The 19,176-nt window shown below is 70.1% G+C and carries 11 protein-coding genes and 1 pseudogene; 9 read left to right on the plus strand and 3 right to left on the minus strand.

From position 1 onward, the window contains the following. The first annotated feature begins 1 nt into the window (after position 1). The 4 genes from ABT123_RS20615 to ABT123_RS20630 are packed head-to-tail and all read left to right on the plus strand — an operon-like array spanning position 2 to position 4,758. Complete coding sequence (locus tag ABT123_RS20615; protein ID WP_351316480.1) at positions 2-538, plus strand: hypothetical protein; 537 nt, start codon at positions 2-4, stop codon at positions 536-538. Next, positions 535-2,328 carry a hypothetical protein gene (locus ABT123_RS20620; RefSeq protein ID WP_351316482.1) on the plus strand — a complete coding sequence of 598 codons (1,794 nt, stop codon included), beginning with the start codon at positions 535-537 and terminating at the stop codon, positions 2,326-2,328. The genes ABT123_RS20615 and ABT123_RS20620 overlap by 4 nt, the downstream gene beginning before the upstream one ends. A gap of 5 nt (positions 2,329-2,333) precedes the next feature. After that, complete coding sequence (locus ABT123_RS20625; protein WP_351316547.1) at positions 2,334-4,484, plus strand: ATP-binding protein; 2,151 nt, start codon at positions 2,334-2,336, stop codon at positions 4,482-4,484. A 7-nt stretch (positions 4,485-4,491) separates the two neighbouring features. Then, the gene (locus ABT123_RS20630) at positions 4,492-4,758 is read left to right on the plus strand and encodes a hypothetical protein (protein ID WP_351316485.1); all 267 of its coding nucleotides are present in this window, start codon (positions 4,492-4,494) and stop codon (positions 4,756-4,758) included. Here the strand turns inward: ABT123_RS20630 and ABT123_RS20635 are convergent. The 3 genes from ABT123_RS20635 to ABT123_RS20645 form a co-directional block, all read right to left on the minus strand. After that, positions 4,746-5,414, minus strand: a complete 669-nt coding sequence (locus tag ABT123_RS20635; protein ID WP_351316488.1) for a hypothetical protein — start codon at positions 5,412-5,414, stop codon at positions 4,746-4,748. The genes ABT123_RS20630 and ABT123_RS20635 overlap by 13 nt on opposite strands. Then, positions 5,411-10,057 (minus strand): phage tail protein, encoded by a 4,647-nt coding sequence (locus tag ABT123_RS20640; protein WP_351316491.1) that lies wholly within the window; start codon positions 10,055-10,057, stop codon positions 5,411-5,413. Before ABT123_RS20640 ends, ABT123_RS20635 begins: the two co-directional genes overlap by 4 nt. A 112-nt stretch (positions 10,058-10,169) precedes the next feature. Beyond that, positions 10,170-10,448, minus strand: a complete 279-nt coding sequence (locus ABT123_RS20645; RefSeq protein ID WP_351316493.1) for an FAD-dependent oxidoreductase — start codon at positions 10,446-10,448, stop codon at positions 10,170-10,172. A 103-nt stretch (positions 10,449-10,551) separates the two neighbouring features. On the opposite strand from ABT123_RS20645, the pseudogene ABT123_RS20650 reads away from it, so the two are divergent. The 5 genes and pseudogenes from ABT123_RS20650 to ABT123_RS20670 all read left to right on the plus strand — a co-directional run. Next, a pseudogene (locus ABT123_RS20650) lies at positions 10,552-10,747 on the plus strand (hypothetical protein); the annotation flags it as partial. Positions 10,748-11,656: 909 nt separating this feature from the next. Further along, positions 11,657-16,894: a sacsin N-terminal ATP-binding-like domain-containing protein gene (locus ABT123_RS20655; RefSeq protein WP_351316496.1), complete on the plus strand. Its 5,238-nt coding sequence runs from the start codon at positions 11,657-11,659 to the stop codon at positions 16,892-16,894. Between the two features lie 643 nt (positions 16,895-17,537). Continuing rightward, positions 17,538-17,801 (plus strand): hypothetical protein, encoded by a 264-nt coding sequence (locus ABT123_RS20660; RefSeq protein ID WP_351316499.1) that lies wholly within the window; start codon positions 17,538-17,540, stop codon positions 17,799-17,801. Positions 17,802-17,956: 155 nt separating this feature from the next. Continuing rightward, positions 17,957-18,757: a hypothetical protein gene (locus ABT123_RS20665; RefSeq protein ID WP_351316502.1), complete on the plus strand. Its 801-nt coding sequence runs from the start codon at positions 17,957-17,959 to the stop codon at positions 18,755-18,757. Between the two features lie 55 nt (positions 18,758-18,812). Continuing rightward, positions 18,813-19,118 (plus strand): restriction endonuclease, encoded by a 306-nt coding sequence (locus tag ABT123_RS20670; protein WP_351316505.1) that lies wholly within the window; start codon positions 18,813-18,815, stop codon positions 19,116-19,118. Positions 19,119-19,176 lie beyond the last annotated feature (58 nt).

The raw sequence follows: 19,176 nt of genomic DNA on the forward strand, positions 1-19,176 counted from the left end.
GATGGCTCTTTCCGTGGTGTACGTGGCCGACACCGGCCATGTCGTGGGCGCGCTGGCGCTGACCGGCGCCGGCGCCCCGCCCGATGTGGCAGCGCTCGTCGGACGCGCGCTACCGATGCGCGTCCTGCTCGGCGGGGGCCGCACCGCGACCCTTCCGCTGAAGGCCAGGGAGCTCGCCGTGGCGGCCGTGGACGACGAACCGGCCGCCCTCGCCGACCCGTTGGCGTTCGGGGTCGAGCTGACCCCCGAGGGCAAGCCCAAACCCACGCTGCTGCGCCTGGCCACGTGGACCGGCAGCGACAGCATCGCGCTGGCGACGGACGGGCTCACCGTCACCGTGCAGGTCGCGGCGGCCCGGCCCGCCAAGGTGGTCGCCCTGGTCTCCGACGACCAGGACACCCGGGTGCTTGCCGGGGAGATCCCCGCCCAGCAGACCCAGGTGAAACTGCCGGTGACCCTCGAAGCGGGCAGCGCGCACGGCGTCCTGGTGCTCGTGGCCGGCTGGGCGGGCCGCCTGGAGAAGGTGGTGGTGACGTGACCACGCCCACCGCACGGACAGCCGGGGAGGCCGGGGAGGTCACGGTGCGCCGGTGCACGGTGACGGTGGTCCGGCGCGGTGGGTGGAGCTGGGGACCGGATCCGCGCGGCCTGGTGCAGCAGGTGATCGACACGCTGCCGGAGTTGCTGGCGGACCACTTCGGGCAGCAGCTGACGGGCGACGGCCCGGATGTGGAGATCACCGAACCGGTGACCGTCACCGTCCGGCCGGGCGGGCCCGGGTGGCCCGGCCGGGCCACCGCGCCCACCGAGGTCCACTTCGCGCCGGTCTCGATGGTGGAGGTCCCCGGCGACGCGCCCAGCGACGCGGTGTCGTTCGAGGACTCCTTCGCCGCGACGGCGAGTGAGTGGGACGAGCCGGAGGCCGCCGCGCTCTTCGGCGAGCTCGCCGAGCGGGGCGAACTCGACGCACTGCTCGCGCTGTTGCCCGACGAGTCGCTCCAGGTGTACGCGCTCGCCCTGCTCGGCGCCGACGACGACGCAGCCGCCCGGCTGCTCACGGAACTCGCCCGGCGCGCCCGCCCCGGAAGGCTGTCCGAGCTGCTGCCCGAGCCTCTGCGCACCGAGCCGGCGGGCACCGGCGCCGCGGCCCTGCCCGGGCTGCTCGCCGCGTACGTGACGTCGGCGGACTACGAAGAGGTGGCACGGCTGGCGCGGTCCCTGGCGGGCGGGCACGACCAGGCCGTCGAGGAACCGGCTCCGCAGGCGGCCGGAGCCGGCACCGTCCGCTCCGCTCCGCCGGCGGGCGGCGCCGTCGCGGCCCGCGCCACCGAAGAGGTACGCGTGGCCTCCGTGCTGCCGTTCCTGCTCGCCGGACCCCTGGCACGCATCGGGTACCTCGATGCGGTCGGCCCTGCCCTGGCCGGCGTCGAACTGGCCGAGGAGGCACCGCTGTTCGCCGCGGCCCTGGCGTACAAGGTCCTGAGCGTGACCGCGCGCGGCTGGCGCCGCGGCGAACAGGACAGCGAGGCGGCTGCCGCCTTCGCCGGGCTCGAACCACCCGTCCCCGAGGAGCGGCTGGCCGCGTTCGCCCGCGTCGTACGCCCCGCGCTCCCGGTGCTCGACGGCGTCCTGGCGCTCTCGGTGTGCCGCGGCCACGACCCCGCCGACCCGCTCCTGCTCACCGGGGCCGACGACACGCTCCTCCTCGTCGACGCCCAGGGCATGTTCCCGATCGCCTGGGCGGCGGACGTCGCGGCGCTGCTGCCGTACTGGCAGGCCTGCGGGCAGCCACCCGTGCTGGTCTGCGCCGGCCCCCTGCCCCCCGGCTCCCTGCGCGAACTGGACGCGGCGGGAGTGCCGTTCCTGACCGGCGTACGGCCGCTGCGCGGCGATCCGGTGGTGCGGCTGCCCTGGCGTACGCCCCTGTGGACAGGCACGGCGTCCCCGTGGTCGGACCCGCGCCTGGCCACTGAACTGCCCGTCCACGCCGACCGGTTCGCAGGCTTGGTCACCGCTCTGGTGACCGAGCGCCGGGCAGTGCCGCTCGCACAGGACGGCCGGCTGGAGCGCACCGTCACACTGGCCGCCACCCTGGGCCTGTCCACGATCGCCTGGACGCTCTGGCGCGATCGGGAGCCCCCCGATCCGCTGCTGGCCCTGAGCCGCTTCGCCGACCTGGAGGCCACCGTCCGGTTCGAGCCCGCCGCCGTCCGGGTGCGGGTCCCGATGGGACGGCGCCACGCGGACCTGCTGCGCGGCGGGCTGCTCACCGACGTGCGCGACGTGGTCTGGCTCGGCGGGCGGACCCTGACATTCTCGGGAGGGTGAGCCACATGGGCGAACCGGCGCTGGAACACCTGCGGATCCGCCTCACGGACGTCCACCGGGCGCTGCGCGCCGCCGTCGAGCGGCAGGCGCGGATCGCGGCCCGGCTCACCCGGCCGGACCTCGCGCCGTACTGTGTGACCGACGAACAGGTCGAGGTGCTGCTCGGCGAGGTGCGCGCCTTCACCGACGCGATGGCTGGGCCGTACGTACTCCAGCGGCCCGAGCCGGAAGCCGAACGGGATCTGAGGCGGGGCGCGTCGGCCGAAGGCCAGACCCTGCCGCTGGACGCGCTCTCCACCAGGTTCGGCCTGACCCGCGCCGAACAGGACGCCCTGCTCCTGGTGGCCGCGCCCGAACTGGACCGCGGCTACGAGCGGATCTACGCGTACATCGTGGACAACCTGAACCGGCGGCTGCCGAGCGTGGAACTACTGGTAACGGTCGGGGCGTTGGCCGGAGTTCGCGCCGATGAGCCGCAGGGCACGGCGGGGGAGCCAAGCGCGGCCGCCCGCCTCGCGCTGCGCCGCGCGCTCGGACCGGCCGGGGCGCTGCGCCGCTACGGCCTGCTGCGCACCTACGGAGAGTCCGCCCTTGAGCTCGCCCAGGAACTGGTCCTGGGCCCCGGAGTACTGGACTTCCTGCTGGGCTGGGGCACGGACGTAGGGCTGCTCGGCCACGACCCCGGCGAGGTTGTACAGCCGGAGCCACGGGTCCTGCCCCCGTATCTGGCTTCGGACCGGCTCACCCGGCTGGGCCGCGCGCTGCGGTCGGGAGACATCGACCTGGCCGGGCTGTGGGGCACTCCGCCCGACGGCCAGCTCGATGCCGTCCAAGCCCTCGCCCGCGCGGCGGGAACACCGCTGAGGTGCCTGGCAGCCGATCCCGAAGCCGACTTGCGGACGGCCGCCGCACTGGGTGCGTTGCTGTGGGTCCCCACCGACGACCTGTACGGCGAGGCGCACCGACAGCAGGCCGACGCGCTGTCCGGCGCCCTGCTCCGCTCGCGGGCCCCGGTGTGCCTGACCGGCCTGAAACCCTGGCGGCCGGCGGGACTGCTCGCCGCCCGCGGCTACGCCGAACTCACGCTTCCCACACCGGGGTTGGGCGATCGCCGGACGATGTGGTCGGCCGCGCTTCCGGACCTGAACGGCACGCTCCTCGAAGACCTCGCCGTCCGTTACCGGATGAGCGGCGGCGAACTGCGCGCCGTGGCGTCGGTGGCCGGGGCCGGGGCGCGCCTGGCGGGCAATGGGCACCCGGAGCCGGTCGCGGACCACGTTGAGCCCGCCATCGCCACCGTCATCCGGGGACGCGGCGGCAGCGCGGTGCGCTCGATCGTGCCCCGGCGCACCGTGGACGACCTGGTCCTGCCCGAGGTCCAGCTGAACCAGATCCTGGAGATCGCCTCGGCCTCCCGTGCCTGGCCCCGGATCGCCGAGACCTGGGGTTTCGCACGCCGCTCGGCGCACGGCGGAGTCAAGGCGCTCTTCACCGGCGAACCCGGCACCGGCAAGACCATGTCCGCCGAGATCGTCACCGGCATGCTCGGCCTGGAGCTGCTCAAGGTGGACCTCGCCCAGATCGTCTCCAAATGGGTGGGGGAGACGGAGAAGAACCTGGAGGCCGCGTTCCGGCAGGCCGAGGAGAGCCACGCGGTACTGCTCTTCGACGAGGCCGACTCGTTGTTCGGCAAGCGCGGTGAGGTCAAACACGGCACCGACCGCTACGCCAACCTCGAAGTCGGCTATCTGCTCCAGCGCCTGGAGGCCAGCGACGGCCTGGTGATCCTGACCAGCAACCTCAAGGACAACATCGACCCGGCGTTCACCCGGCGCTTCCACTTCGTCGTCCACTTCCCCCGCCCGACCACGGCGGAGCGGCGCAGACTCTGGCGCCTGGCCTTCCCCCCGGAGGCCCCGCTCGCCGCCGACGTGGACCTGGACGTCCTGGCCCGCCTGGACATGACGGGCGCCGCAATCAACGCGGCAGCCCGCACCGCCGCACTCGCCGCGGCCGACGGCGGCAGCGCTACGATCGACATGCGGCACGTCGTCCGCGGCGTGGCCCGCCAGTTCCAACGCGAGGCCCGGCTGCTCCGCCCGGGCGAACTCGGTCCCCATCACCATCTGCTCGATGACACCGGATCCCAGGGGTGAGACACCGATGCTGCCCACCGAACCCCCGCTCTCCCTCCACCGCCTGGTGGCCCCGGTCCCACCCGCGAGGGCCCAGGAGACGGCGACGGCGACCCGCCAGACCCGGCCGGCCACGGCGCCGGCGAAACCCCCGACTGCCTTCGAGCGCCTCCTCGTGGCGGGCCAGAACCAGGTGGGCAATGCGGCGGTGGCGGGCGCGGCGGCTCAGGCGAGTCCCATCCCGCCCACGGCCATGGCAGTGGCACCGAAGCCGCGGGCTGTTCAGCCCTCCTGAGCCTGAGGCCCGGCCAGCTTCCTAGCCAACTCCCTCACCAGTTCGAGAGATTCGCTCGCCTGGTCCACCTCGGAGCGGTCGACCGACCCGGCGCCCCGGTTCGACGGCAGCCGGGCTTCCTCTTCAAGCCGGCGGAGGTCGTCGGCGTGCGCGTCCTCCAGAACTGTGAGCATGGACTCTCCGCAGCGCACCGCCTCCGTGTCACGGACTTCGATGCCGGGGTAGTCCGTCACGTCCAGGCAGTAGAGCGTGGGGCGGCCCGCCCGCAGCTCCGCAAGCCGGTAGCAGACGACGCGGTCGTCCTCGCCGGGAGCGTACGCCGGGATCTGGAACAGCGGCATCAGGTCCGGGTCGCGGGCCAGGATCAGCAGTTCGGTGTCGGCCATCTCGTCGGGACCTTCGGCCGGGCCGCCCCGTTCGGGCGGTACGGCCAGCTGCCAGGGCTGATTGGTGAAGTACACCAGGAGATACCGCACCCACGGCCCGGCGTCGACGAGGGCGAAGAACTCCTCGGGAAAGTCGACTCCGTAGCACTCGCGCACCACCTCGCGCGGCCCCAGCCCGCACCCATACAGTGCGCGCGCCAGTCGTGCCATCGACCCGTAGTCGCCGCGCGACGCCTCCTCGCGCAGCCCGTCTACCGTCTCCGGTTTCACTGCGACTCTCCTCCGCTTCGCGGTGCGTCCCTCATCGCCTTGTCCAAGGCAGTACGGATACCTTCCCAGAACTGGCGCATCTGGGGCGCGGTCAGCGCCCTGACGATCTTCTCCGTCACCGCGTGAGCCCTCTGGACGGCCTCCTTGGTGCGCTCGGTGTGCTGGTCGTTCTGCTGCTCCGCGCCGCGGACGAGCCGGTCGATGGCTTCTTCGAGCCGCCGCAGATGCGCCTGGACGGCGTCGCTGCTCACGCTCAGCCTGGGGTTGTCGGCCATGAGCATGGCGATGTCCTCGACATGGACGAAGACGCGCTTCTCCAGTTTTCCCCGGAGATTGGGCAGCATCCCGGGATTGGCATAGAAGAACTCCCGGGCCAGGGTCCGGGCACTGGCGTAGGACTGCGACTGGATGATGAGCGCGTACATCCGGTGCGCGACGCGAATCGCCTTCAGCTCACCGCCCTTGGCCCGCATGAGGCCTTGGTCGGCCAGGTGGACGCCCGAAGGCCGTACGGTCAGGCCACGGTCCTCGTCGCCCGGCTCCGGGCTCGTGGTGGTGGATGCCTCAGGGGCGTAGGCGACGGGCAACTGCTCGCCGAAGACCTCCATGAACTGGATCCGCAGCTGGCGTCCTTCCGCACTGCCGATTCCGTAGAGCCCGCCCTGGATCTGGCGCAGGGCGTGGATACGGCTGTTCTGGAAGAGGCCGTCCGGCCGGTGGCGGTCCCACGCCTTGACGAGCATGTTCGGCTCGGTCGGGTAGAGCATCTGCGGGAACCGCCTGGCGATGGCGACCCGAATCGCCCGGTCCAGCCCGTTGGCGAGCAGCGTGAGCTGCTTGGGGCGCTGGTCGCCCTCCGGGCTCCAGTCGAAGCCCTTGAAGTGGTAGCCGCCGATCGTGATCTGCGGATGGCTCCCCATCGCGTCCAGGATCTGCTTGTACGCGGCAAGGACACCCGTTGTCTGGGAGACCGCGACTCCGGTGTCGGCGTCCTGGCCCAGGATGTGGACCTGGTCGTTTGCGTGCGACAGGATGGCCGCCGCCTCGCGGGTGTACGAGGAGTTCGTCACCTGTTCGCGGAAGAGACCGTAGGGGAGGGCGTCCTTGTCGCGCAGGCCCTTCTCGTGGTTCTCGGCGATCCGCTTCTCGCCGTCCGTCAGGTCCCGGTACTTCTTGCGCACCTCCGCCAAGAGGACCTCATGGCCGTCGTTGTGGAGCCACTTGGGCGTCCAGATGAAGCCGAACACCGCCATGATGAGCTTGACGGGCCGCTTGACGGTGTCGATGGCCTCGTTGAGGACCCTGCTGTCGTTCTTCTGGTCCAGGTGCTCGAACGTGTTGACGCCTATCACGACGGCGGTGCTCACCGGTCCGAAATGCTTGGTCTCAGGGTGCTTCCACGCGTCGTGGAGATACCGGGCGGCCATGCCCGGATTCTTCTTCACCTCGCCCGGGATGGCCGCCAGGTTGATGACGAAGCCGGTCCGGGGGTCGCTCCCCGCCATGGGGATTGCCTTGATCGGGTTGAGCTGGTCTACCACCTTCCCGTGCTTCCTCATCTTGAAGTGCCCCTCGGCCGGGCCGATCTTGTAGGGGAACTTGTCCCCCAGGTCCTCGACCGGGGTCTCCGCCTCCGGGTTGATGGACACCCTGATGCGGTACTTGTCCTCGGCCACCTTCTTGAGCTGGATCCGCGTGAGACGGTGCCGCCGCTTGATGGCCGCGAGCCCGCGCCGTACGGACTTGACTGTGGCCGACTCCTCGTGGAGCAGGCGCGTCGCGTCGCGCACGGCGGCGTCGAGTGCGCGCCTCTTGTCCGCCTCGGACCGCTTGTCGGGACGCTTCTTCCTGCGGTCGCGCCTGTCCTTCCGCTGCGGCCTGCGCCGGTCCGGGCGTCGCCGCCGGTCCGGGCGGCGCCTGCGCGGCCTGCCTGGTTGCTCGCGCTCCGGGCGTGGCTTCGGCTTCGGCTTGGGCTTCTTCTTGTCGAACTTCGACTTGATCTTGGCCCACAGCTTCTTCACCAGGCCGACGATCTTGTCGATCACCCAGTCCACCGCCCGGTCGACCGGCTTGGACATCGCCTGGACGATCTGCTTGACACGGGAGGCGATGCCCCCGACGCCGAGGAGGGCGGCGAGGAAGCCGAGCAGGACGGGGATGGAGCGGGCCAGGGCGCGTTCGATCAGGCCCGGTACACCGCCGCTGCCGCCCCGCGCGATCGCGATGACCGCGTCGAGCACGGCGTTGACGAACTCGAAGATCTGGCGTGCCTGGGTGACGATGAACCGCACGATGTCGATGATCAGCTTCACCGCCCGGACGAACGCGGACGCAGGGTTGAGCAGCGAGATCACCCACATGATCCCGGCGGTCACGATCGTGGGGGTGACGTAGGCGATGACCTTGTCCAGCAGGTCCTTGCGCAGGTCGCCCACGCGCGTCTTGAGGTCCTCCCACATGCCGAGGACGCCGCGCTTGCGGACCTCGGAGACCAGCGGCACCGAGGTCTCGGCAGCGGCGACCGCCGGTTCCATGTTCGGCACCTTGCGGGTGATCCGGGCGCGGATGTTCTGCCAGGTCAGCCCCAGCAGGCCGGCGAGCATTTTCACGACGCCCTGGGTGTCGAACTTCGCGGGGATCTCGATGCCCGCCTCGGCCGTCTTGCCCAACAGCCAGGACATGATGCCCTGTTGCAGGTGGCGGCCGATGTTCTGAAGGAACTGCCGCAGGCCGGCGCCGACGGCGGAGACGAGGTTGCGCAGGAAGCCGATCGGGTCCTTAAGGATCAGCATCACGGCCGAGGCGGCCTTGGCGAGGACCGACAGCAGCAGCCGCTTCAGTTCCAGGATGGTGTTGATCACGGCCTTGACCGCGGCCACGGCCTTGGCCACCAGGCCCTTGTTCTTCTCCTTCTCCGCGGCGATCTCGTCGTCGACGGACTTGAGCGCCTCGGTGTACTTGGTGGCGAGGGTGTCGACGAGCTGGGTGCCCTTGTCGTCGACGGACTGGGTGAGTTCGTCGAACTTGTCGCTGAATCCGGCCGCGGCTTCCTGGCCGATGGCGCGCAGGTCGGCCGGGAGCCTCCGCACCGCGGCCTGGAGCTCGGTCCGGCCTTGTGCGATGCGGCGTTTGGCCCGGTTCAGCTCCGCGCCGATGGTGTCGGCGACCTCGGAGATCACCTGGCGCATCCGGCGTACATAGTTGTCGCGGGCCTCCTCGAAGATCTTGTCGGCCTCGGCGGGCAGCCCGGCGAACTTGTCCCGCACCCAGCGCAGTCTGCCCCTCGCGCCCGAGTACCGGCGGTCCTTGTACTCGTCCATCTTCCGCTTGTGTTCGGCGGTGAACGCGTCCCGGGCCGCCTTCTCACCCCGGCTGAACTGGTCGTCCACGAGCTTGTCGAGGCCTTCGAGGACCGCCTCGACGTCCTTCTTCATCGTGTCGAAGACGCCCTGGAGGACCGCCGTGACCTGGGCCCGCTTCTCCTCGTCCCGACTCTTCGCACCGGTCTTGCCCGTGTCGACCTGCTGCCCGGTGCGCACCCGCTGGGCGGCCATCGCACCCATCGCCGCCACCCCAAGGCGCCGGGCCTGCGCGGTGGAGGCCCGCAGTTCGCTCGCCTCGTGCTTGCGCATCGCGCCCGGGGCGGTCTCGGAGTGCCGCTCGGCGGCCTTCTTCTCGCCCAGCGCCTTGGCGAACGTCGGCTCGTTGGACTTCTGCAGCTGCGGTTCGGTGACCTGGGCGTCGGCCATGTGCTGGTTGACCTCGGCCGGCCCGGCGGACAGATCGGTGGCCGACGGGGGAAGCTTGTCCGGTACGGCCTGCGCGGGGTTCGGCGCGCCCGGCGTGCCGGGAGGCCGGTCCGCGCTCATCGGCACGACCTTCTTGGGCACGGCCGCCGACGTGTCCGGCGCAGCGGCGGTCGTCGTGGCGATCTGCTCGGCGGAATCCGACTTTCCCTCGCCGACCCTGCCGTGCACCTCCGCGCGGACCTCGTCCGCCTTGCCGGAGCCGGCGAATTTGTCCGCCTCGTCGAGGTTCTTCGGTGCCTTGTCCGCGATCGCCTTCTCGACCGCTCTGATGAACGCGTCCTTGTCGAATTCCTTCGGCTTGGCCTCGTTCATTTTCTCCGCGTTCGCGGTCTTGCCCTGCGCGACCTCGTCGTCTTTGGGAGGCAGCGCAGCGTCCTGCGCCGCCACCGCCTCGGTACGCGGCGGCGGATGCGAGGCGGCCAACGCCTGCTTCTTGTGCCGTACGTCCTTCTTCAGCGAGGCGAACTTCGGATCCGCATCGGGGCCCGACCGGGCCTTCACCGCCGGCGCGTCCTGCGCCGGCGCTGCGACGGCGGGTGCGGCCGGGGCGGCACCCGCTTCGCCGCGGCCGGCCGTCGCGATGGCGCCGTTGCCGACCATGTCCTGGGCGGCGCGCGCGAGCCGCCCAGGGAAGGGCGGGCCCGTCGACGTTCCGCCCACGAAGGGTGCACCCGTCACCGTGCCGCCTGCGCCCACCAAGGCGGCCGTCATCGCCGCGTTGGACGGGGCCGTCGGGTAGTGCGAGGAACTGGTTGCCTCAGGCTGCTGCTTCGTCGGCGCGGATACCGCCGTCGACACCGTCGGCCGCACCGCGAGAGCCTTCGGCGCAGGCATCGGACGGAATCCCTCCCACGGCATGTCGGTGGTGACAGGAGCTCGGTGCCCTAGGGACACCCGACGCAGTGTGCCAACAAGGGCGTGACGAGTTCGTCACCTCCATATCCCCTCAAGCGTCGCCGTACGCCATGGTTGTGGTGCGTTGGTAGTCGTCGACGACCACCTCGCCGCGTATCCCGGTCTTCACTCCGACCGTGTCGAGGCCGAGAGCAGCAGTGACGGGGCGGCGGCCGGTGGCGATCAGCAGGTGGGAGGCGCGCAGCTCGACCTCCTCGCCCACGTGGCTTCGTAGGGCGGCGATCCTGGCGCGGTTCTCCGTGCGTACGGAGGTGAGGGCGGCACCGGTCTGGACGGTGATGCCCTCGTCCGGGAGCGCCAGTTCGATCACGGCGGAGATCCGGGCTCTTCGAAGGGAGCGAACGGGTCCAGGCCTCGACCACGGTGACCTTGGTGCCGGGGCGGGCGAAGAGCTGGGCCCCCCTTCACCTCGTTCAACGGACCGGCTGGTGGCCCGCCAGGAGGGCGAGCCCCTGCCGGAGGCCGCCCGCCCTGCCTCTTCGCCCCGCGCCACGGGCCCTCGGTCGCCGACGCCGAGTGGACGCCCCTGGGCGGGGCGACCGCGAGGTCCCGGTCGGCGTGGCCGACCAGGCCCGCCTCGCCGACGGCCAGGACCCGCTCGTACGCGAGCGACTCACAGGTAACTTATCGGCCGGTTGTGGCGCAGCCGACAACCCGGATCGGGACAGAAACCGACCTATTTCCCTCCTGCGGTGGTTCCGGAAGCATCCCGGAGTCCCTCGCGTTCGAGACCGCCGCCACCCTCGACGCCTGGCTGTCCGGCACTCAGTGATTGGTCAGCGTGAGCGCTGCAACACCTGCGGAGAGCTGACCGGACATGCGAATCGCTGTACGCTGCGGACTCCGCCCTTGACCTGCAATGAGCAGGCAGGGAGCAGACAGATCGGGAGTTTCTCCGTGCTTCGCACCATGTTCAAGTCCCACATCTGACATCTGGACGTTTCCGCAGGTCAGAGGCCCGGCAGCGGGGCTTTGGTCAGCAAGCGGTCAGCATCAGCCCCTGGGGCAGATCACGGAACCACAGCCGCCGGCCGTTGCGCATGTTGCTGGCGCAGGTAGCGGGTCGGCATGCCGTGGCGGCTTCTGTCACGTGGACCCCACGTCGTTGAGGCCGAGTCCGGCCGTCCTCGCCAGCGACACGGGTGCAGTCATCCGTGCATCCAGGCAGCACTGGGCCGGAACGTTCGCTCACGCATCCAAGGCAGGAACCCCCGGACGGAGGGGCCCTTGCGGGTCCTACTCGGTAGTCGACCGTTGGCTCTGCCCTCTGCCCTCTGCCCTCTGCCCTCTGCCCTCTGCCCTCTGCCCTCTGCCCTCTGCCCTCTGCCCTCTGCCCTCTGCCCCCTGCCGGCCCGTGGGCCAGAATGCGGAATCCTCGGACGATGTGATCGCTGATCCGGTTTGATGGCGCGACAGGGCTCACCGCCCGGTAGGCGCCGTGCGGCGAGCGTTCGTGGGACGAGGGGAACGGCCATCACATCGACGTACGACACCGTCGGCAGCGCATTCCGGGACACCGTGACCGCCCTGACCCGACGGCGGATCGAGATCTACCGGCACGCCGGTGAGGAATGGCGATTCGCGGAGAGCCTGAAGTCCGTCAGCGAGGACACCGCCCAGGAGTACGAGGGCCGCACCGTACTCGAACTCGTCCAGAACGGGCACGACGCACTCGGCGGCGACCACCCGGGACGCATCTCCGTCCTCGCGGTCCCCGAGGAGGGCGGCGGCGTCCTCTACGTCGCCAACGAGGGCGCGGCCTTCGACGAGAACAACTTCCGCGCCATTACCGAGGTGGCTCTGTCGAGCAAGGCGGCGGGCGAAGGCATCGGCAACAAGGGGCTCGGTTTCCGCAGCGTGCTGCAGCTGACTGACTGGCCGGAGATCTACTCCAAGACCTCGGCCGACTCCCCGGTGTTCGACGGCTACTGCTTCCGGTTCGCGCGACCCGACGACGTACACGCCCTCGTGGAGGATTCCGAGCTAGCGGCCCGCGTAGTCCGGGACATCTCCCCCCTCGCGCTGCCCGTGCCGGCCGAGGCCACGGACCCCGTACTCAAGGAACTGGCCGAGGACGGATTCTCCACCGTCGTACGGCTCCCGCTGCGGGACCCTCACGCCTGGGGACTCGCCGTGGCGCAGATGAGCGGGATGGCGAACGGTGACGCGCCGCTCCTGCTCTTCCTCGACCGGGTGGCCGCACTCCTCGTGGAGGTGCGCGGCGAATCCCCTGACGGGTTCACGCGGGTCCTGTCCCGTACCGAGCATGCCTCCGACCTCGTCCTCGCCCGAGAGAGCGACTGGGTGACGGAGGTCGATCTCGCTGACGCCGGCCGCTATCTGCTGGCGCGCCGCACTGTGGAGGCCGGCGCCCTGAGCGAGGCGATCCGACGCAGCGTACGGGCCCGGGAGATCGATGCCGCCTGGGAGAACTGGAACTCCGAGGCATGGGTGGCGGTGGCCCTGAGGCTGGACACCCCGCTCGCGCACGGCCGTATGTACACGTTCCTCCCCATGGCCGCCGCTGCCCGGTCTCCCTTCCCCGGGCACGTCCACGCCCCCTTCTTCACGAAACTGGCGCGGCTCGACATCAGCGAGTCGGTGGCCCTCAACGATCACCTCCTCGACCACGTCGCACACCTGGTCGTGGACCTGAGCCGGCGCATCCGCTCGGAATCACCGCGCCCGGTGGCCGCCGATCTCGTTGCCGACCTCGTCAGCTGGGACGTACCGAACCGGCTGAACGCCGCTCTCGACGGCAGACTCGGCACCGAACCGATCGTCCCGCTGCACGGCACGGAGACCTGGGGCTCACTGCAGGACTCCTACGCGTGGCCCGAAGGGAAACGCCCCTGGCGGGTACTGACCACCGACGCCCTCGCCCGCGCAGGAGCTCCGCTGCTCGCTTCGTCCGTCGGCTCCGTCCGCCACGCGCGACTCGACAAGCTGTGCAGAGCCGTCCTTACCGCCTCGCTCCGCGCACCGGCACAACTGTCGGCCGAATGGGTCGAACGTGTGGCCGCCACGCTGCCCCGCGAGGACGAGACCGCGGATGGCCCCCTGTGGGGCGCCTTCTACGGTGATGTCGCGCATGCGTTCGCGAGGGACCAGGAAGCGCTGCGCGGCCGCCGCATCATCCTCGACCAGAGCCTGCGGCTGAGGAGAACCCTCGGCGGCGCCGCCGGGTCGCAGCAGAACGACGGAACCGTCTTCCTCCACCCCGACCCCGACGCCGACTCCGTCACCCGGGTCCCCGGTGACCTCAAGGCGCTGCGCCGCCGCATCGCCTTCACCCACCCGGCGATCGTCTGGGACCCCCAGGGGCGCGACTTCCTTCAGCGCCACCGGCTCGTGCGCGCGTACGAACTCGACCGGGTCTTCGACGCGCTGGAGGAGCTGCTCGCCGGCCGGCCCACCGAGGCCCTCGGCCGCGACGCCCTCGTCTTCGCCTTCCGGCAGTACCCGACCCTCACCCGGACCCAGCGGGGCCGCCTGCCCCGCATCCCCTTCCGCGTGCCGCTGACGACCGACGGCTGGGGCAGGGCGGCACGATGCTCCTTCTCACCCGCCTGGGGCACCGAGGGGGCACGGAGGCTGGACCGGTTCCTCGCCGAAGGCGGGGCAGGGGTGCCCGCCGCGATCGCCGCTCAGCGAGATGGCTGGATCAGCGGACCGGACAACTGGCCCACACCCGTCCGCGACAGGCCCGCCTACGTCGAGTTCCTCTCGGCACTGGGAGTGTGCGACGGGCTGCGCCCGGCCCACGTCGGCGGCCGGCTGAAACCCACTTACGGCAACGACCTGCATCCGGCCGGCCTCGCTGTACGCTTCGGACTCGGGGACCAGGTGGCCGCCGCCTGGACCGCGGACGTCCAGAGAGGGTGGACAAAGTTCGCCCACCCCTGGACACCATACGAGTTCAATCGAGCACCGGCCCACCTCGCGGGAGGGGAAGAGGTCGCGGCACTGCCCAGAACGGCTCGGCGTGAGTTCGCAGAACTGCTCCTCCACGGGCTCCGCACCTGGGACGGCAAGGTGCTCACCTTCACCGTGCACAGGCCCGCGTACAACTTCAAGGACGAACACGTCTGGCCGACGCCGTTCGCCTCCTTCCTCCGGGGCCTGGCGTGGCTCCCCGTGGAGGAAGCAGACGGACCCTTCTTCGTCACGCCCGGCCAGGCGTGGTTCAGCACCGACGGCGAACTGCCCGCCTTCGTCCCCGCCCTGCCCCTGACGATCCGGCGGCTGCTAGCCGACAGGGCCGTCGCCGACCGCCTCCTCCACCTGGGTCTGCGCCGATGGGACGACCCGCAGCACGCCGGGGCGGTCGTGCTGCAACTCGGGGGCACGCTGGACAATGGGGAGGTCCCCGAGTACCTCAGCGTCTCCTTCAAACGGCACTACGAGCGGGCCTGGTCGCAGATCGCACAGACGGGAGTCTGGCCCTGGGCGCCCGGAGAGGAGATCCGGCTGGCCGTCAGCCGCGCCAACACGCTCGGCGCCCTGACGGCGCCCGCCTCCGGCGGGGGAACCACCGTCTACGTACGCGACCAGGAGGACCCTCTCAAGGAAGCGCTCATCGAGCTGGCGGGTCACCCCGTACTGGTCGCCCCGGCCGATTCCGGGGAGGCCATCGTCCGACTGGCCGAGGCGAACGGGCTCCGGGTGGAACGCACGTCCGCCACCCATGTCCAGGTCCGGCACCGGGACGGCTCCCCGATCACGCCGGACGGAGCGGCCACCGCACTCGTCGAACGCGGGGAATGGCTGGTCACCGTCGTCGCCCTCGCCATGGAGCTGAAGTCCGGGGCGTTCATCCGGCGCAGTGAACGCGGCGTCCGTGCCGCGCTCGAACGGCTCCGCACCATCCGCGTCGTGCACGCCGCCGAGGTGGAGATCGCCATCGCGGGCGCACCGGCCGAACCTCCGTCGACGACCCGGGCCCTGCCACTGCCCGACGACGACCACCCCACCGTGGTGGTCTGGAGGAGTGAGGAAGGCTGGGACGAACTCCAGGCGGCGACGCCGGCCATCGCACAGCTCCTGAACCGCCCATGGCTGCAGGACGCGCTCGAACTCGTCCTGGTGAAACTGGAGCGGCTCTTCGGCGGCCACATGCCCGGCCACATCGACGACGGTTCCCTGGCCCAGGCCCTGGACACGACCGAGGCCAAGGTCACCGAGATCAGGCGCCACCTCACCGGCGACGTACAGGACGCCGTACGGCTGATCCGTCCCGTCCTGGCCTGCGCCACCACCGGCGACTGGGACGAGGAGTCGGAGAACCTCCTGGCCCGTGCGGTAAACGAGTCCGAACTCCAGGCGGTCATCGACCGGTGCGCACCGGACCTGCCCGTCTCGTCGGAGGCTCTGGTGGCCCTCGCCCGCTCCTCCACGACGCCCGCCGAACTGCGCGACGAACTGCGTCTCGACTTCACGGAGTTCAACGCGGCACTGGTCACGCTCGGCCCCGGATACTCGCCGTACTCCTACCCCGACGTCCACGAGCAGGCCTTCGGCGACTTCGCGCGTGCTCACGCCGACGCGATCCTCGACCGGCTCCGCGAGCGCTACGCGGCCGTTGCCGATGAGGGCGGCGACTGCACTACGTACGCGGCGGCCCGGGGCCTGCACGACCTGCGGCCCGACCCGGACTGGCTGCCCCGCTTCATGACCCCGCCCCCGGAGGCGATGCGCGCCAGGGTGGGGGAGTGGCTGCGCGAGCACGGAGCCGACGACGACCTCGACCGGCCGGGAACCCTCCCGCCCGTCGACTTGCTCCGTGAACGCAACGCCTCCGCGATCGACAGCCTGGTGAAGGACCTGCTTCCCCGGGTGGAGGCCTGGTGCCGCAAGCAGGGCGTCGAACCTCCGAGCGGCTGGCACGGCGCTGTCCTCCTGGAGTCCAAGAACTGCGTTGACAAGTCCGGGTTGAGCGATCTGGTGGAGTTGGGCCAGCGCCGGCTGATCGATGCGGTGGAGCGCGCGGTGGGGTGGCCCGACGGCATGCCGCGGACTGCGGATCTCGTACAACTCAGCCTGACTTCTGACGACTTGGCGCGGACGCCGAAGCGCCTGTCCTCTGGCTCCAGCGGTACCGGCGGCCCCGTGGCACGCACCATCACCATCGGGGACGCCGAAGTCGGCGTGGGACGCGACCAGCTCTCCGCCATCGCGGACATCGCGGCGCGCACGGTCGGCGAATCCTTCCTCGCCCAGAGCGGCAGGGTGCGCCTGGACGCCGTACAAGACGTACCCCGGCCACGTGCGGGAACGGCCGTGCCCAAGCAGCGCATCGTCGTGGCGAAGATGAATCAGACCAACGAGGACCAGCGTTCGGCCATCGGCCTGGTCGGAGAAGTAGCGGCGCGCGCATGGCTCCAACGTCGGTACGCGGACGTGTACTGGAGGTCCGGATACGCGGCTGTCGTCAACGGAGACCGCGACGCGTCCGATTCGCTGGGGTACGACTTCGAGGTGAAGTGCCGCGACACCACCCGGTTCTACGAGGTGAAGGCGCTGAGCGAACCGATCGCCGACCGGGTCGAGTTCGAGCTCGCACCGTCCGAGGTGGATGCGGCCCGCCACCACGCCCGCGGCAACCGCTACCGCATCCTGTTGATCACCTCCGCGCTCGCCCCCGAGAACCGCAAGGTCTTCGAGCTGCCGAACCCCTTCTCCGCGCAGGGCCGCGACCGGTTCAAGATCGTGAGCCGAGGATTGCGCTATCAGTGCTCACCTCTCGAGAAGGGGTAGGCTCGGCGCTCCAGCCTTCCTCGGCAATGGCTATGGCGAGGGGCAGGCCAAGCTCAGCGGTGAGGTCGAGTTGGCGCGCTTCGTGCTGCGGCCCTCAACCACACTCGAGGCAGCCGCCGAGGTGCTCAGCAGGGTGGCCGTGATCGGGTCACGGATGGCACAGCACACGACTCAGCCGCAAGCCAAGGAGACTGTGATCGCGTTGATCGACGGAGAATCTGATAGCGCCGATGCAGGGGTGGACGGATAGATGACGGGTGACTTTGGACCCGACCGCTTGCGGCAGCTCTTCGGCGACCCGAACGAGGACGGGGTCTACCTTGTTGGCGTCGTGGAGTTCTCGGACGATGCGAGCGAGGACCAGTGGTCGTACGTCGGGAACACTCAGATGGGGACCCTGGAGTCAGTTGCCAGCAGGCTCGGCTATGAGCGGCGTGACATCACGATTGTGGAGCCTTACCGAGAGCCTGGCCGTGGGGTGCTGCCGGACGGAACAGAGCTGGCCGTGACCTCGACCACCGTGCGAGGGAGTGCATCCTGGCATCGGAGTAGCCGGGAGCCAACGCCGGAGGAACGGCTCCGGTGGGCAGGGCATCCAGTGCGGCCGACACCTCCGCCCGAGCCGGTGCCGGTTGGTCCCAACATGGATACGGCGAGGCCTCGGATCGAGGAGCACCAGGGCGATGTCTTTTACACGAAGACCGGCAAGCCCTTCATCTACCGGACCAACCGCTACACCCTGGTCATCGTCGAGAGCCGGCGCAACGTGCAGTGGCACGAGATCAGGTCAGCGCTGGAGGCATGGCCGATCGCGGGGCCGTCGGAGATTCCACGATGCCCCGAACGTTCTGGGCGGTACGTCTACGGGATCGTGTCCGACGAGCGGATCCGGCAAGGGGACTGGTGACGACCTTGGACCTGCGGCTCTGTGGCGGCTGATGTGATGCTCGCCGAACCTGTCGAATCGTCGGACGCTACAGCTACGGTTATGGGTAAGTTTCTACTATCGCGACTTCCTCGTCGACCGAGCGCCGAGGAGCACCCGAGCAATGCCGAGGACGCATGGCCGAGGACCAGGAGTACGAGGAGGTCGACGCAGTTGTTCGCATCCCCAGGGGTGAGCGCCTCGCCGACTCGCGGAAGAGTGAAGGCTGGAGTCGTGGGTTCACTCCCAAGACGAGCGACAAGGGGCCGGAGCACGTCGAGATCCGCCTGAAGGCCGACAAGGAGTCAGGTTTCACAGACAAGCCCGAGATCGTCTACGTCACCGAGTACGTGGAGGATCAGCGTCCTCAGCTCACCCCCGGACAACAGGCCGTAGTTAACATCGCGGTCCAGGTCATCGATGGTCTCGTAGAAGTCGCGAAACCTCTCGTTGCGCATTGGTGGCACACCCAGGCCGTGCCGGTCCTCGTTGCGAAGCGCGAAGGCTTGGTGCTGAAGCAGCAGGCCCGCAGAGCCCAGAAGAAGGCCTTGCGGGCCGGGGGCACGACGTCACCTCATGTTGCTGTTCAGGGGGTTGCGGCTGACGCGCTTTCCCAGGATGCGGCCACCGCGCCCAGCGGCCCGAAGGCCACTGTGACGAGCGGGCAGTTCCAGCAGATGTTCATGACCTGGCTGGCTCGTGAGGACGCCCAGCAGGCGCTCTGGAGACTCATCATGAATGCCGAGGTCGAGGATGGCGGTGCTGCCACCCTGGCATGGCAGCAGGAACTGAAAGAGCTTTCGCCTGAGCAGCGATCTGAGCGGGTCATGGAGTTCCTCGCTACCAACCCATCGATCCTGGAGGACTTCGCTCGTCAGCTCATAGGCAGCATGGCCCCCGGGCTCGGCGAGACGACTCTCAGGTACGACCGGGTCTAGGCGATGTTTCTCGGATCTCCTGACGTGGGCGGGGTGTTGGGGTCAGGCTGTTGGCATGGGCCGTGGGGATCTGACGAACGCGGAATGGGGCCGCCCGAAGCGGAAGATCTCCAACAGCGAGGTCCGCAACCTCCTTGGCTCCCAAGTGCACTTCGGCGCCGACGTGGCGATCTTCGTGAGCACCACGTACTTCAGCGATCTTGCTGAGCGTTGCGCGGTGCAGAACGGCGTCTTGGCCGTCCATCGCGACCACCTCGGCCTGTGGAACAACGGCGTCGCACGGTCCGCTCTCGCCTCTGTCAACGGCTCCGGACAGGGAGACCGCCAGCATCGCGCCCGCCGGAAGAACACGTACGGATAGCCGGAGACCCGGATTCTGCGGTTGACGGCCTCCAGGAGTCGTCGGACTGGCTCAATGG

Origin of the sequence: Streptomyces sp. NPDC002054 (assembly GCF_040296685.1) — a bacterium.
In the GTDB taxonomy this organism is placed as follows: domain Bacteria; phylum Actinomycetota; class Actinomycetes; order Streptomycetales; family Streptomycetaceae; genus Streptomyces.

Bases quoted from the DNA above. Each gene is read 5' to 3' on its own strand.
- ABT123_RS20665 (WP_351316502.1), top strand. From the start codon at position 17,957: ATGGCCGAGGACCAGGAGTACGAGGAGGTCGACGCAGTTGTTCGCATC.
- ABT123_RS20630 (WP_351316485.1), top strand. From the start codon at position 4,492: ATGCTGCCCACCGAACCCCCGCTCTCCCTCCACCGCCTGGTGGCCCCG.
- ABT123_RS20640 (WP_351316491.1), bottom strand. From the start codon at position 10,057: ATGCCTGCGCCGAAGGCTCTCGCGGTGCGGCCGACGGTGTCGACGGCG.
- ABT123_RS20670 (WP_351316505.1), top strand. From the start codon at position 18,813: ATGGGCCGTGGGGATCTGACGAACGCGGAATGGGGCCGCCCGAAGCGG.
- ABT123_RS20660 (WP_351316499.1), top strand. From the start codon at position 17,538: ATGGATACGGCGAGGCCTCGGATCGAGGAGCACCAGGGCGATGTCTTT.
- ABT123_RS20625 (WP_351316547.1), top strand. From the start codon at position 2,334: ATGGGCGAACCGGCGCTGGAACACCTGCGGATCCGCCTCACGGACGTC.
- ABT123_RS20615 (WP_351316480.1), top strand. From the start codon at position 2: ATGGCTCTTTCCGTGGTGTACGTGGCCGACACCGGCCATGTCGTGGGC.